Raw genomic sequence first — 15,064 nt, 5'->3', positions numbered from 1 at the left:
GGACAATCACGCAGCAGCCCCAGCGCCGCCGCCGGCCTTCGGATGCCCGAACTGCTCCGCGAAGGTGTCGCCCCAGGCGTCCGCGAAGTGCGCGCCCGCGCCGAGGAACCGGTGCCGCAGGTCATTCGCCTCGTCCGCGAGGACCTGACGGGCGTAGTCGGGCACGCTCATGCCGGCGGCCTTCGCCCGCGCCTCGATCCCGGCGGCCGTCGCCTCGTCCACTCGCACGTTGATCTGCCTCTGGCCGCTCATGTCTCTACCGTAGCAAAACGTACGTTCCGCTACACCCCATCGGCGAAAGCTCTCCGCAGCCGCGGTTCGATACCCTCGGGGGCCTCCAGCAGGTGGCACGGCGGTTTCCGACGCCGTGGTCTTCCAGCCAAGACCAACATAATTTGCAACTGCCCCGGCCCATAAGGCGACTGTGGTGCACGTTCGGGACGAGCTCGTCCGGGACCGGGGAGAGATAGGTCGTGCTGGATCTATGCTGACTGGTTACACAATTCCCCCTCAACTGACCTGTACGTCCTCGCTTGATGGACCGGCACCTGGCGCCTGGTTTCATGTGTGGTGTGGCGATGATTTGGTGTCCCGAGGGATTTTCAGATGAAACGGAGTGTTGGTCCGAATGACCCGTCCCGGACGGCATGAGATCTGCTTCTCTTATGATGAGGATTTTGATCGGTTCGTCGAGCATGTAAAAGAAGTCACGGACGTGTATCGGCGGATGATGGAGAAACCCCCGGGCAACCTCAAGGCACAGGACGTGCTGGAGGCTATGGCCTCGGTTCCCTCACGGAAGATCATGACTCTCGCCAACCCCAATGACCGCGAGAAGCTCGCGGCTTTGATTGTGAGGCGGCATGGTCAGCTGTCGGCCGAAAAGCCGATTACGCAAGGAAATCTGACCGCGGTTGCCATGGCGGTAGCACAGCGGGTGGGGGTGCGGCCAGGACTGGAGAACTGTGTCGAGCTCGCCGAAGCTTTCCTGCGGCGCGTTTTCGGTCGGAGGATTGGGACGTCCGCCGCCCAGGATGACTTGGGTGTTGGATCCAACCGGGTCGGAGACCGGCTCGTTCCCGGCGGGACGTGGTCACCGGTATTGTCGCAGAAACAGGTATTCGAGGCACTGCACAAGGTCGGTCCGGAACATATCGCCGTGGTCCTGGAGCAGGGTGAGAAGGGCCTTGGGCACGTCCTGTTCTACGCTATCGTCGAGGACCAGACGACACGCGAGCCGAAGATTCTACGCGTGGACCTGCAAGACCGTCCCGCCGTCGCGGATGTACCTGCTCCCTCACTGCTACCGGAGCACGAATGGCTCCGCGCCGGACGCGGTACACGCATGATCGTGATCGACCACACCGGACGGTCGACCGACCCCGCCGAGCTCTCCGACGTTCTTCAGCCCCAGTCAGCCGTCCGTGGGCAGGAACTGGTGGACGGCCCCACCGGCCTCGGCTACGGTGCCCTCGGCTTTGAATTCGAGGTCAATAATCACCCGCTCTCCACCACCGACGGTTCTGCTCTCAAATCGAAGATCACACTCGCGAAGAATGTCAACGGCTTTACGCTGACAACCGACAGTACCACCGTTTTCATTGTTGGCGGCCGGGAATTCCTTTCAAAAGAAGATGCACGCGAATTCGACAGACAGCAGGCGCTGCTGGAACAGCGCCCATCGTCCCAGCAGTCGCCACTGGAACAGCGGTTGATGAAAACCATCGAAGTGGTGTCGCCGGCGCTCGACGTGACTGGGAAAGCCAGTCTTGGCGTGGAAGACGGTATGCGCATGTATGCATACATTCGTGAACGGCTGGGTTGGGCCACTCGGGCGGAAATCCCAGTGCGCCTTGTCGATCTTTTCGGGCCACGCGAGGGCTGGACATTTAGACCAGCTGGCCAGAAAGTGCTGGTTCACCCGTCCGTGGCAGGAGACAACCACCCTGGCACCTATCCGCAGTTCACTGTCGGCGCCAACATTGGCGGGGCGAGCCTTATTATTGCGCTGGCGCAAGATCGAATCTCAAAGACCAAGACTTACGTGCAACCTGCCGCAGCAGCAGCACGGGCATTCGCCACCGACATCACAACAGCCTTCGCAGCCGAGCAGCTGGGACGGCCGGTGGAAGCCAGTCAGCTAGACTTCCTGGGCCGGGTGACACCCTATCTGCGAGAAATGGAAGCCTATACATGGCTGATGTTCAGCCATGCCTCTGCAGTTCCTCTCCAGCTGCGATTCCGCGAAAACTCTCTGCCCAAGAACATGCTCCCAGCGGCACTGCGGAATCCGTTTTATGCACTACACGAATCTCTGAGCACCCCTGTCCAGGCCTTCCTGATGGAGAATGAGCGCCTCATCGCCGACCGATTCCTGGCGAGACTGCTGGAGGTGGTGGACCACTATCAAAAGCAAATGAAAAGCAAGCCCGTAATCCCTACCTCAGGCATCATGGAGGAACACACGTATGGAAAAGCGAGTCACAGGGATTACTTGACCGCGATGATCCGCGGCGAAAGGTTGAACCAGCGCGAGACTGTCGGCATGGAAGATAAGGCCGCCTACGAGTCTTTGGACACGAAGAACGGGCCACTTCCGCTGGCCTTGTTCGAGCTCAGATCGCTCCCCCGCATGGACGATGGTGCCCTATTCGAGACGTCCCGTGAACTCTCTGATCTCGCGAATAAGGCCCACTCCATGGCGTTGCACTTCACAGGTTGGGATCACACGCGTACGCGCGCCAGGGCCGCCCGTGTCATCGATCACCATCTGGTGAAAGAGGCCCAACTCCTCCTCCCATACCTGGAGGCTCTGCAGACGCCCGGCCAGGCCACGAAAATACTGTCCTTCGTTGAAGGCCTCACCATCGCTGAAGCGATCGCCGAGCACGCCGCCTTCAGGCAACCGATCCCTCCCGAGGTCATTCCTCAACTCGAAGCCGCCCGCATCAAGCTGCTCAAAGCGTTGGCTCCCAACTCGCCGATCGCACAGCAGCACCGGCCGCGCTACCAGCAATCCCTCGACGGACTTCTGCGGCTGCAAAACCATCTGCAAGCCCGCACGCGTTCCGCTCCACGGACTGTCCACGCGTCCATAGCCCTCACCGATGACCCGATGCGCACTGGCCTGGCACAAGCCTTGGACGATGCACGCAAGACATCCGACCCCAAGCAAGCTCTCATCGCCCGTCTTGAGACCCAGCTGCAGCCATGGCTCCCCCAAGGCTCCCAGCGCAACGCACCACCTCAGTTCACAGCGCCATCAGCTGTTGAATCGCTGAGTCCAACCGAAACCACCTCGTCGACCGTGCCGCCGACACCGGTGGAAACACCGCCACCCGCTCCAGTCGCCGCCATCAGCAGGTCTGCGGCGCCGGGGACGTCATCGACACTTGACGGGGCAGATGTCGAAAAAATCCCGGAGGCGCCTGGCATTGCCTGGGGAGGGGCATGGCAGAACCTGCCAGTGAAGCCAATCCGGCACCGGATCCCCTTCTCCGTGCCGAGCCTGCTCGGCGACAAATACACCATGGCACGATTTGCCGAACTGGTGCTGCAACCTCTGGCTATGGGCAACGAACAACAGCAGGAACCCGCCGGGCTGGTCAACGAAGAACTCCGTGACCTCGTGCGACAGTCAGCCGAGCACGTGCGCAACCACCTCCACGCACTGAGCGCTCACCGAGACGGCGCTACCGGAGTCATCTGGAGCATGAGCAACTCCGACTTCCTTATCACCAACACCGGCAACCCCCGAGCCGGCCTCATATTCGCCCAGCTACTCGCCAACGAACTCGATCACCGCGTCATGGTTGAGATTCCATCGGGTGGCCATATCCCGGTCTGTGCGCAATAACCCACCACACTCCGAAAGTGACGGAATCGGGCGGCCTCGCAGCTCGGGGCCCGCCGGTCACGGGTGTGTCTGAAAGATGGCTCTTCCAAGAATTTCGTAGGCGTTGATCGTCTGGGTGTTCCTCGGTGCTCGTGCGCTGCGTTCGTGCGGGCTGGGTGTGTGTGATGTCGAACTGGCCGTGCTGTTACCGCAGTTGGCTGAGGTGCGGGTCGAGCGGGTGTGTGCGGGGGCGGACCTGATCCGGATCACGGCCCGGACCAGGGACGGGGTCCGGTGTGCTGGTCCGGGGTGCGGCGAGTCTTCTTCGCGGGTGCACTCGCGGTACGTGCGGGACATCGCGGACGAGGCCGTCGGCGGCAGACCGGTCGTGATCGACCTGTGTGTGCGGCGCCTGTACGGCGAGAACTCGGATTGTTCGAAGGTGACCTTCGTCGAGCAGGTGGCGGGGCTGACCGAGCGATATCAGCGGCGAACTCCCGCACTGCGCCGGGTGATCGAGGCGATCGCCCAAGTGCTGGCCGGCTCGGCCGGCGCCCGCCTGCTGACGGTCTTGCATCAGATGGTGAGCCGGGCGAGCGTGCTGAACTGGCCTGATGCGCATCGCGCCGCCGAAACGCGAAGCCCCGCGAGTGGTCGGGATCGACGAGTTCGCGCTGCTGCGCGGCCACCGCTACGCCACGATCATCATCGACACCCAGACCGGTCAGCGCATCGAGGTGCTGCCGGACCGGAAGGCTGCAACGGTCTGCGCCTGGCTGCGGGAGCACCCAGGCGCACGGGTGCTCTGCCGCGACGGCGCGGGAAGCTCCGCCCAGACTGCCCTCGATGCCAACCCGCAGACCGTGCAGGTCAAGGACCGCCGGCACCTCTGGCGCGGGCTCGTCGAGGCCGTGGTCAGAAAGGTCACGGCCCACAGCTCATGCTGGGGCAAGTGCGGAACTGTGCTGCTCGAGGGCAAACGCGCTCAGAACACCCGCGAGCTACGGCAGCAGGTCCATTGCCTGCTCGACCAGGGCGTCGGCCTGCTCGAGTGCTCCCGCCGGCTCGGCCTGGCCATGAACACCGTCAAACGCCACGCCCGCCACACCGAGCCCGACCCACTGGTGCGCACGCCGACCTACCGGCCCGGACTGGCCGACCCCTACCGGGACCATCTGCGCGAGCGCCGCGAGAAGGACCCGGCCGCCCCGGTCACCATCTGCCGGCCGAGATCCACGAACACGGCCATGCGGGCAGTGCGAACCTGCTGGTCCGCTCCATCAACTCCGGCCGTGTCGAAGCCGACCACGCCGCGCTTTCCCCACGCTGGGTGACCGGCCTGCTCACCCGCCATCCTGACCGACTCGACGACAACCAGCACCGACTCCGCGACCAACTTGCCGCAACCTGCACGGAGATGACCACCCTGGCGGCGCAGATCCGATCCTTCGCCCAGCTCCTGATCCCGACCGACCACAACGCCGCCGAGCTGACCGACTGGATCACCCGAACCCGCGCCGCGAACCTGCCCTTCCTGCACGCCTTCACCACCGGCCTGGAACGCGACCGTACCGCCATCGACGCGGCCGTGACCCTGCCCTGGCACAACGGCCGCACCGAAGGCAGCAACACAAAGATCAAACTCATCAAACACCAGCTCTACGGCCGAGCCGGACCCCGCCTCCTCCGCCAGCCCATCCTGCTCAACTGACACCGCTGTCACAGCGATCAACGCCTACGAAAATCTTGGAAGAGCCAGATCACTGACACGTCCGCCGGTCACGACGCGGGGGCGTGTAAGCGTTCTTGTGTAAGTCCTCGGTTTTCACCGGATGCTGATCCGGTCTTCGAAGAACAGCGCGAACGCGTTGAGGGCGCTCTTCCAGTGTGCTGCGACATGGTTGATGTCGCGTGCCTTGGGTTCGATCAGTTCCCGGACTGCGAGGTAGAGCACCTTCAACGCGGCCTGCTCGGAGGGGAAATGACCTCGGTTGCGGGTGGATTTCCGCAGGCGGGCGTTGATCGACTCGACCATGTTGGTGCTGTAGACGACCTTCCTTATCTCGGCTGGGAAGGCCAGGTAGGGCGTGAACTCGTTCCAGGCCGTCTGCCAGGTCCGGACGATTGCCGGGTAGCGCACGCCCAGATCAGAGGCGGCAAACGCATCCAGCGCCTGCTCGGCGGCCTGCTCGGTCGGCGCGCTGTAGATCGCTTTGAGCGCCGGCACCAACTGGGAGTGGTCCCTCTTCGAGGCGAACCGCAGCGAGGCCCGCACCAGATGGATCACACAGGTTTGGACCGTGGCCTTCGGCCAGGTCGCCGTCACCGCATCGGGCAGGCCCTTGAGGCCGTCGCAGACGACGATGCACACGTCCTCGATGCCGCGGTTGCGCAGTTCCGACAGCACGGCCATCCAGGTCGTGGCGCCCTCGCCCTCGGCACCGACCCACAGCCCCAGGACGTCCTTGCAGCCGTCCATGTCGACCCCGACAGCGACATAGACCGGCCGGCTGACCACCGACCCCGAGCGGATCTTCACCCACAGCGCATCGATGTAGATGATCGGCCAGACCGCACTGAGCGGCCGGTTCTGCCATGCGGCCAGCTCGTCCACGACCGCGTCGGTCACGGTGCTGATCAGGTCCGGGGAGACCTCGACGCCGTAGATCGTGGCCAGATGCGAGCGGATGTCGCGCACGCTCATGCCCCGCGCATACAGCGACAGGATCCGTTCGTTGAAGCCCGCCAGCCGCCGCGCGCCCTTGGGCACGATCTTCGGATCGAACTGTCCGTTGCGGTCGCGTGGCACGGCCAGTGTCACCGCCCCGGCATCGGTCAGCACCGTCTTGGGTGAGGTCCCGTTGCGGCTGTTGCCCGACCCCCGGCCGCCTGGATCGTGCTTCTCATAGCCCAGGTGGCCGCTCATCTCGGCTTCCAGTGCCCGTTCCAGCACGGCCCGGGTCACCTCGGTCAGCAGCCCGCCTTCACCCAGCAGGGCCGCCCCTGAGGCATCGGCACGGTCCATCAACCGCCCGACGACCTCGTCCACCAGCTCGTTGTCGACCGGCTCGACGGTCGGATTCTCGGAGTCACTCATGTCCGTCCGATCCGGGAGGCCAGGGACCAGCAACGATCCCTCGCCACCCTGTCACGTCACGGACTTACACGATCTTTCAGACACACCCCGACGCGGGCCCCTCGGACGGTGAGATACCACCCCTGGGTGCGGCTGCCCGCCCGTTGGACGGGCTGTTGCTGGACGCCACGGGCTCGACCGAGGCCGAGCGGGCCAGCAGCGCGGCGTTGCGTACCCACATGGGACGGTACGGGCCCGGTGGTCGCGCCGTGTACGAGCCAGCTTTCAGCGCGTCAGTCGTTACAGATCGTAGCGCGCATGCCGGCCGAGAGCTGAACCATGACGCGGTGTTCCAGCTTGTCGGCAAGCGTTTGGGCGAATACGAGAGCGACCTGGGAGTTGTCGACGGCCGTGAGGACGAAGTCGGAGTTCTCCATGCCCAGGACGTGGGTGGTGCTGCCGGCAAGGTGTCGGCGGATGTGCTCGGCAGCCCGTTCCACGAGTGGGTTGAGTGCTTCGTCGACCTGCCGGGCGACTTCTTCTCGTTCCTTGCCGATGGTCGATCGAAGCTTCTCCATGAGCTCAGCCAGTCGTGCCAGGGTGCGTGAGACGTCCTCACCGCCGAGGAGGCTTGGCAGCGGGAATTCGATTTCGTGTCGGATCGCCTCTACTTCTATCGCCAACGGCCGCCATTCTGGCCCCAAGGCCAGCCCCGGGGCGTAGTCGGTCGGCGCGGGGGCGGACACTGAGGTCGGCGCCGGACGGCGTACTGGTTCGTCCGCCTGTTGTTCCTGGGTGCGGGTGGCCCCCGCTGGGCTTGCCGGACGGGTTTCAGGTTTCTCGCTGCCTGGATCAGCGCCGTCAAGGCTGATGCGCGCTGCGGGCAGCGCGGCTTCCGCGCCCTTGGCCCCACCGTTTTCATCGAAGGCGGGCGAGCGATGGAGAAGGGCTTCGTCGTGGGCAGGGGGAGCTGGCCGGGCGTCGGGGGCGTCATCGGCCACCCGGCCGTGGGGCTCGTCGAAGACGGGAGGCACGGGCGTGGCTTCCAGAGAGGATGCGTCAGGCGCGTTTCGTCGACCTTCGGGAACGGGGGCCCCTGGGGAGTTCCCTCGCTCTGGCCCGTTGACAGGATGGTGTTCGTCGTCCATTGCTGGCCCGGCAGGGTCGCCAAGGGCGGCATGGTCGTCGTGAACCGGCGTCTTGGCGCGCTGGGCCGACGGGGCGTCCACGAGGGGGACGGGGGACCTCGGAACCTCGAGCGTGTCCGTGAATGCGGCGCAGTACAACAGGATCGACCGGACATCCGGCACTCGTGTCCCGGGTGCAGCCGCGGTCTCTTCGGCGCGTGTGTTCGGATCATCCGCGGGAAGCCTGAGTTCACCGCGCATGACGTCGCTGGTGAGGGCTCGGGCGAGGAGTTCGCCACGGGGCAAGCGCTCGAAGCCTTCTTGGGCCTCGTGTATGTAGAGCGGCAGAGCCGGAAAGTATTCCGTCACGATGGCCCGTACCGTACTCAGAACCTCGTATGTCCTCTCGTTCTGGGAGGTTTTCCCCCAGGCGTTTTCCGCCCACTCCGCGGGATTCGCATATCGGGCGATCAGCGTCTCGATCTGCTCATCGGCTTCCGGCACGATGTCCGGCACGTTGTCGTCGAGACCCTTGCGCTCCATATGCGGACCGTCCTGCCGCGGGTCCGTGACAACATAACCCTCGACTCCCTGCTGCCGCGGAGTGAAGATCGGGATCCTGTTCACCTCCGCGACTTCGGTGTCATTCACGGGAATGGCGATTTCGACAGGTACGACGCCGTTCTCCCGTCGCGGGCCTGACGGCCCCTCGATCGTCACGGTGACTTCAACGTAGCCATGGTAGACAGCCATCGGGGTAGGCAGCTTCCCGTGGGAAACCGTGTGCCCACCATCTACCAGGGAGGAGCCCTGGCGCTTGCGCAACTCTGAACCGAAACCCGCGAGTACTCTTCCGCCTACAAAGGCTGTGCCTTCTGCGACACCGACTTGGGCCTGTGCCGCGAGCGAGTTCCAGTGCAGCCGCGTCTTCGTTCGGGTGGTGCTGACCTCGTTCGCGGGGCTCAGCTCCGCCTTCGTGTCCAAGCCGACGTATCGCAGGCTGACCACACGCAGGTTTGCATGGACGCCGCTCGCGGGACCGATCAGCCGGCGCCTCACATAGGGCACACTGAGGTCCTCCTCGGCCGATCGGAGATTCACATGCGTGGCAAGCCGGGTGCGGTCGAGCGTGTGCTGAGCCGTCTCCGCCATCTGCTCCCAGCTGCGCTTTCCGGCCCAGCGGGCGCCGAATACCCGAAGGATGTCGGCGATGCCCTCGGAGTTGAGATCGCGGACCACGTCGGTGTCGAGCAGCCCCTGGCTCCAGACGCGCCGAGGAGGAATCCGGACCTCCACGGGCTTGGGCAGGAGACCGTCCGGGCGGGCCGGCATCGGAGCCGCTGCCTTGGAGGCACCCTCTGCGGTCTCACTTTCGACGAGCGCGGTGAACCCGACCTGCATGCTCGCCATGGTGCGTGAGGGAGTCCCGATGCGTCGCAGCGATCGCCAAGCCGCACGCGGAAGGCCATCGGACCGCGGCGGCTCGGGCACGACCCGGTTCTGGTCGCCCATCGCCACCAGGGGCGCGCGTTCCATTCGGATCACCAGACGCGCAACGCCGACGTACGATACGGCAGGGTGCTTCGCCTTCGAGGACACGCCCACACCGATCGACCAGGCTTCACGGTCCTGTCGATCCTGTCCCCAGCTCACGGTGACGTTGCCGCCGACCACGGGCGACACTCCGATGGGGGTGGGTACCGTAACCAAGGCTCCGGCCGTCACGGAGTGGCCGATTCCGCGACCCTCCATGATTGATCCGTCGGTACTGGCGAAGACCCGCTGCATACCGACGCCCGAGTTGAACTCCGTGCTCCCTGTCCGGTTCGCACGGGACAGCTCCTCCACGTGTGCGGAGATGCGGACTGTGCTTCGCCCGTGCCGCAGGACGATCTCGTGCCCCGCCATCATCGGCTTGAGCTTGGCAGGCAGGTCACGGTCGAGGAGGGCGGCCCGGATCTTCTCCCTCATACCGCGCCAGTCGGTACCGAGTACGGTTGAACCCGACTCGTCCAGAGGCCGGATCGTGTGCTCCGCCCCGGCATCGCGGCCTCGCTCCGGTCCGAGCAAGTAGACGTCGGTGACGATGTCAGTGCTGCCCAGGCGCAGACTGTCCGCGATACGGCGCGGCCAATCGGGTTTGCCCAGCGGCTGGACACTGCCAGGATCCGTGTCGCGGCTGGGCACCGAGATAGTGGTGACGACCTTTACCGGAGGGCCCGGCGGGATGGTTCTCGGCACAAGTCCGTGGACCACGATCTCCGTGGTGATGAGCACGTGCCCCTCGAACAGGTCGGCATCCTCCACCGTTTTGACGCTGCTGACGCCCCGAGCGGTGCTGCCCTGTGCGAGGCCCCGGCTGCGGTCCCACAAGTGCTGGTAGCCACCCCAGACCTCCGCGTGGTGGTCTTTGAACCTGAGGAGTGGGCCCGTGGTCCTTCGATGCCAGAAATCCTGGGCCGTGCCGGAGGAGACGCGCTGTTGCGTCCCGAATTCGAACTCGTACTGAGGAATGCTCCGGAGATGCCGGAAGCCTGGTGCGAGTTCGGCCCGCACGACGATCGTCACACGATGCCCGCGCAGCGGGACCTCCGCCCGGATGGCGCCGCCGCGGGTCAGGCTTGACAGCTCTGCCGCCAGGACGAACGGGTCGAAGCGATTCGACAGCCGTTCCCTCACTTCGTCCGAGAGGGTCCCGAACCGGGTCCTGAGTTCCGTTTCGATGTCGTTCAGAACCTGAATGGTCTCCGGTCCCAGGCTGTGTACCACGTCGGATGCGCTCATCGCCCCGCGTTCCGTGAAGCGCTGGGGAGGCTTGCGCGGGGTAGGGGGGAGGATGGGGGTCTGCCGGCGGGTGATGGTGTCCCGCGTGAAGACGGCCAACCCGTCTTCACCTACCGTGTACAGCTGGGTCTCGCGAGCATCCATGCTGATCTCGACGGGCAGCTCGACGGTTTGCCTGCCAACGCCGGTCACCGTGACGGCGACCTTGACCCAGGCGGTGAAGATCGCACGGGGATCCCGGCTCTTGCCGTTGGATGCCAATTTGTGGGTGATTCCGTGCTGCGTTCCCTGGCGGTACCGCCACTGCTCCCCATGGACACCACCGACGTTCAAGGTATCTCCGGTGTGGTCCACGGTTGCCGTGCCACCCCCCGAGACCTGTGCGGCCGTGGTGTCCGACCACAGCCGCTGGGCCGACTCGGATGTCGTGGACTCATTGACCGTGTTGAGTTCGGCCTTGTCCTGGTAGTACTTGAACTCCATCCTCTCGACAGCCGCCGTGGCCGACAGTGCGACCCCGTCGACCACCGGGGAGCGAAGCTCATACCCGCGCGTCATCGAGGTGATGCGCGCGGCGAGGCGTTGCTGGTGGAACGCGGCGAGCACATCTGCGCGGGTGGTGTCCCAAAGCTCTGTGCCCACAGCCTGACGCCCGAGCCTGTCGATTCGTTCACGCAGGGTCGACAGGTCGGGCAGGTCACGTACGACCACTCGGTCGTTGAGTCCCCCCGTTGCGGCGCTCCAGATCTCGGCCGGTGGAGCGTGGACCACGGTGCCGGGTTCCCAGAGCCGGTGCCCGGTCCTGGGGTCCACCGGCGGTGTGGGGTCGGCGAGTGCGGTAGGCCCATCGGGCTCCGCGAGGGCTTCGGCCCGGCCTGCCTCATGGCGCTCGAGCAGGACGGTGAAGCCGAGTCTTGCTCGGGCTTCGGTGCTGTCTCGGTCGGGTCGGGGTGTGCCTTCGTGCATCGCGAATTGCAGCTCGGCGACACCGTCGAAGAGTACGCCGGGGACCTTGGTCTTGGTGGTGGCCCCGATTTCGAAGACCGTCCGGGACTGCCGGACGCGGTCACGGCCGAATTGCACGGACGACCCGCCGCCCGTGGTGATCGGCTGGCCGCCCATCGATGTGACATTGACCTGGAGGGGGGCGGGCAGCTGGAGAGCGTGGGACGAGACGTCCTCGTGGGCCAGGGAGCGGACGACCGCCGTGCCGACATTGAACTCCGTCTGCCTGGTCTCGCCGCTCTGGACCGCTGACACCACCTTGGCCGTGATCTCAATGGTGCCGGTCACGGCGCCCTGGTCGTTGAAGGCCTCGACCGTGAGAGGTTGTCCGGCCGTCATACCGGTCAGGTTCTGGTGGAGCGCGCTCAGGCTCAGTTCCTCGGTCAGTTTGCCGCGGATCGCCGGCCACAACGACCGGCCGAAGAGCCTCTGTCCCTCCGAATCCACGTTGCGCAGCAAGTCGCTGACGGCGTCGCTCGAAGCGGCGTCGGCTGGCCAGACATCCGTCACGATGTCGGACAAGGCCATGCGCCCGGCGGTAAGGCGCGCGGGCGGGGCGAGTCGCTCTTCGAACTGTTGGCCTCGGCCTGTCGCGTCCACGGTGTCGCGCTCGGGGATCGCCACGGTCACCGCGATGCCGGGGATGCTCAGCGGCCCGGCGTTTCCATCGCCGGTGAACGGCCTTCCGTGTCGCATCAGGCCGCTGAGGTCGATCAGCAGCTTCACATCGCCGTCGAAGAGCGCGGCAGCCTCCTTTGTCTTGTGCCGGGCGATGAAGCTTCCGCCGTGAAGGCCCTTGTCGCCCCGGAGGTGTTCACCTGACACAGAGAGTGACTCCGTCATGCTCCATGTCGCGAAGGTGAGTCGTCCCTGCAGGTTTCCTTGCAGCCGTCGCCGTCGATCGGTGATCTGCTCCCGGCTTCCCTGATGCGAGGAACCGCCCTCGAACTCGATCTCCACAGGGCTTTCGGTATGTCGGTAGCGCAGATCCCCCAGCACTGCGCGGACGGCGATCTGTCCCGACCATCCACCGCCGCTGATGGGTGTCGCCCAGCGTTCGTTGCGGGTCATCGCCGAGATGAGCGGGCGTAGCGTCTCCGGGCCGAAGGCCTGCTCGACGATGGTTCGCGCCGCGGGCATGTCGGCACCGAAGGCCCTCTCGAAAACGGCCGTGATCCGGTCGACAATGACGGCTTCCTGCTGATGCAGGCTCACCAGCAGGTCAGAGGCGGCAAGGCGTCGGCCCTCGGTGATCCGGCTCGGTGCCTGGCGGTCGAAGGTGGTTGCGGGATCTGTCGGTGTCGGACCCTCCTCTTGGACCGTGCTGCGCAGGTCGGTGGGGGGCTCCGCCTGCCGGGATGCGGATTGGGTGATCGTCCGCTGACGATCCAGAGGGACGATGGGCTCTGCCACGTCAGGGGTAGCGGGCTGAGACCCATGGGACTGGGTCCTGGCCCGCGGGCGGTCCGGATGAGTGTGCTTGTCGTCCGTCACAGGCACAGGGACCGTCTCGGTGTCGGGTCGTCTCAGCTTGACGGGGGCACTGTCGAGGGAATCGCGGGCGCCGTATCGGCGGTTTGTAGCTGCGTCCGTGAGAGAGGCGCCCAGGGAATCCGACTCCTGCCAGTGGGGCAGAGCGTCGTCGACGACATTTCCCCTGGCGTCGATCAGCACGGCCCGTGCGAAGACGGCGGCCAGTCGGCCGGGCTTCGTGACCAGCACGCGGTTGCCGGGACTGCCTTGTGGTTCGATCCAGCGCAGGCCCTCAGTGGTGTGGCTCAGCGCGACTGCGTGTCCGATCCTCCCGTTGGGACGATGCCCCAGCACCAGAGCTGTCGTGCCCACGCCCTGTGCCTCCACCGCTTTCACCAGCGAAGCCCAGGACGTCCCCACCCGCGTCCAGGTTCTCCCACGGGCCAGGGTCATGTCCTCCCGGCCGGTGCCGATATGGGAGTCGTTCACAGTCGTCCCTGCGCGCACCGCACTGGGGCCTCCACGGTGTCCCGCGAATGCCGTCTGCGGCGGTTCGTGGTACAGCTCTCGCTCCAGACTCTCCAGGAGAGCGAGGCACGACTCCAATGAAGTCTTCTCGGCTGGGCCGGTACGGAGATGAGCCATCGCCACTTTGTCGACAACAGTGCGCAGCCCTGCCACGTCCCGCTGGCCGCCGCTCTGCCTGTGAATCGTGCGCCTGCCCGATTTCGTGGCGGCCTGAGGAACCTCCCGTACCTTTCTCGGAGCGTCCAGATAGGCCACGACTCCATTGGCCCTCCGTGGTTCGGGGGCTGCAGTGTTCTTTGGGGCGGCCGTGACGGCGGCACTTGCTTCGGCCGGGCGGCCGCGTAGCGGGGCCAAGGCGGCGATGGTCAACGCTAGGTTCTCCGCGCCTTCAGCGCTGTCCACTCGCCCTCGGTGGTGGAGCATGTAGGCCGTGACGAAGTGCACGGCCAGCTCGACGGGAGACAGCTTCCCCAAAGGCGTACCTTCCGTCGCCGCCCGTATGGGGCGCTCGTCGTCGAGCACTTGGGAGACCAGCCTCGCCGCCTCGTTTCTGACGGAGTCGTAGGACGGATCGGCGGACGGCGTGTGTTCTCTCCACCACCGTTCCAGACCACGCACGTCGAAGGAGGCGCCATCAGGTGTCGGCAGGACGGCGAGTTCACCGTCGGGGCCGGTCTCCGGCTCCGACGCGAGAGCCACCAGTGCTTCCTGGTCCGGCCCCTTCAACTGGGGCAGGGAATCCAGTGCGTGAATGAATGCACCTTCCAGGGCCCCGATCAGATGAACGGCGGCAGGCTGTAGGTCGCCTCTCTCCAGCCGCCCGGCATCGACGAGTCCCCGTAGCGTGTCGACGATCCGAAAGCAGACCGTCTTCGAGGTCGCCTGGATTCCTGAGAGCGTCTTCATGCCCCTTCGATTCCTGGTGGTTCGGGGCCTCGGTGCCAGTAAGGACGCGAGCGGCCAGTCGACCATTCCTACGATTCGCAGGTGACGGCGAAGTGAACAGGTGGAAACGGCATCGTGGCGCCGAGTCCAAACGCCAAGCTCGGGCGGACGACGAAACGGCACCCGTGATGGTCCGACCAAGGGAACCTGGGTCCCTTGCATGATCGAGGTCTGTCCGGATTCATCCGGTGGTGCCGGGGGCGGTCAGGGGCCTTCGCCAGTCGCGGGCGGTGTGACGTAGGGCGGCGGCGATGCTGGTGTGGCCGTCCTGACGGTGGACGCCGATGGCGA

6 protein-coding genes are annotated in these 15,064 nt (G+C 65.5%); 3 read left to right on the top strand and 3 right to left on the bottom strand.

Annotated features, from left to right (window positions below; translation table 11 throughout):
• Positions 1–6: 6 nt before the first annotated feature.
• A complete protein-coding gene (locus tag FNH09_RS05265; RefSeq protein ID WP_152885560.1) occupies positions 7–252 on the bottom strand; it encodes a plasmid mobilization protein in 246 nt (81 codons plus the stop codon).
• A 376-nt stretch (positions 253–628) separates the two neighbouring features.
• Between FNH09_RS05265 and FNH09_RS05260 the strand changes: the two genes are divergently transcribed.
• From FNH09_RS05260 to FNH09_RS48185, 3 genes are all read left to right on the top strand, one after another.
• A complete protein-coding gene (locus tag FNH09_RS05260) occupies positions 629–3,856 on the top strand; it encodes a hypothetical protein (protein WP_152885559.1) in 3,228 nt (1,075 codons plus the stop codon).
• A 593-nt stretch (positions 3,857–4,449) separates the two neighbouring features.
• Positions 4,450–5,169 (top strand): transposase, encoded by a 720-nt coding sequence (locus tag FNH09_RS48190; protein ID WP_238426467.1) that lies wholly within the window; start codon positions 4,450–4,452, stop codon positions 5,167–5,169.
• Positions 5,166–5,546 carry a transposase gene (locus FNH09_RS48185; RefSeq protein ID WP_338017471.1) on the top strand — a complete coding sequence of 127 codons (381 nt, stop codon included), beginning with the start codon at positions 5,166–5,168 and terminating at the stop codon, positions 5,544–5,546. Before FNH09_RS48190 ends, FNH09_RS48185 begins: the two co-directional genes overlap by 4 nt.
• A gap of 114 nt (positions 5,547–5,660) precedes the next feature.
• On the opposite strand, the gene FNH09_RS05250 is transcribed toward FNH09_RS48185, so the two are convergent.
• Both FNH09_RS05250 and FNH09_RS05245 read right to left on the bottom strand, forming a co-directional pair.
• On the bottom strand, positions 5,661–6,932 hold the full coding sequence (locus FNH09_RS05250; protein WP_420802739.1) for an IS256 family transposase: 1,272 nt from the start codon (positions 6,930–6,932) through the stop codon (positions 5,661–5,663).
• A gap of 272 nt (positions 6,933–7,204) precedes the next feature.
• The gene (locus FNH09_RS05245; RefSeq protein WP_162468144.1) at positions 7,205–14,734 is read right to left on the bottom strand and encodes a toxin glutamine deamidase domain-containing protein; all 7,530 of its coding nucleotides are present in this window, start codon (positions 14,732–14,734) and stop codon (positions 7,205–7,207) included.
• Positions 14,735–15,064 lie beyond the last annotated feature (330 nt).

Origin of the sequence: Streptomyces adustus (assembly GCF_009377175.1) — a bacterium.
GTDB lineage: Bacteria > Actinomycetota > Actinomycetes > Streptomycetales > Streptomycetaceae > Streptomyces > Streptomyces adustus.
The sequence above is the reverse complement of the archived record's forward strand: the minus strand, read 5'-3'. Positions and strand labels throughout refer to the sequence as shown.

Bases quoted from the DNA above. Each gene is read 5' to 3' on its own strand.
- FNH09_RS05265 (WP_152885560.1), bottom strand. From the start codon at position 252: ATGAGCGGCCAGAGGCAGATCAACGTGCGAGTGGACGAGGCGACGGCC.
- FNH09_RS05260 (WP_152885559.1), top strand. From the start codon at position 629: ATGACCCGTCCCGGACGGCATGAGATCTGCTTCTCTTATGATGAGGAT.
- FNH09_RS48190 (WP_238426467.1), top strand. From the start codon at position 4,450: ATGCGCATCGCGCCGCCGAAACGCGAAGCCCCGCGAGTGGTCGGGATC.
- FNH09_RS05250 (WP_420802739.1), bottom strand. From the start codon at position 6,932: ATGAGTGACTCCGAGAATCCGACCGTCGAGCCGGTCGACAACGAGCTG.
- FNH09_RS05245 (WP_162468144.1), bottom strand. From the start codon at position 14,734: ATGAAGACGCTCTCAGGAATCCAGGCGACCTCGAAGACGGTCTGCTTT.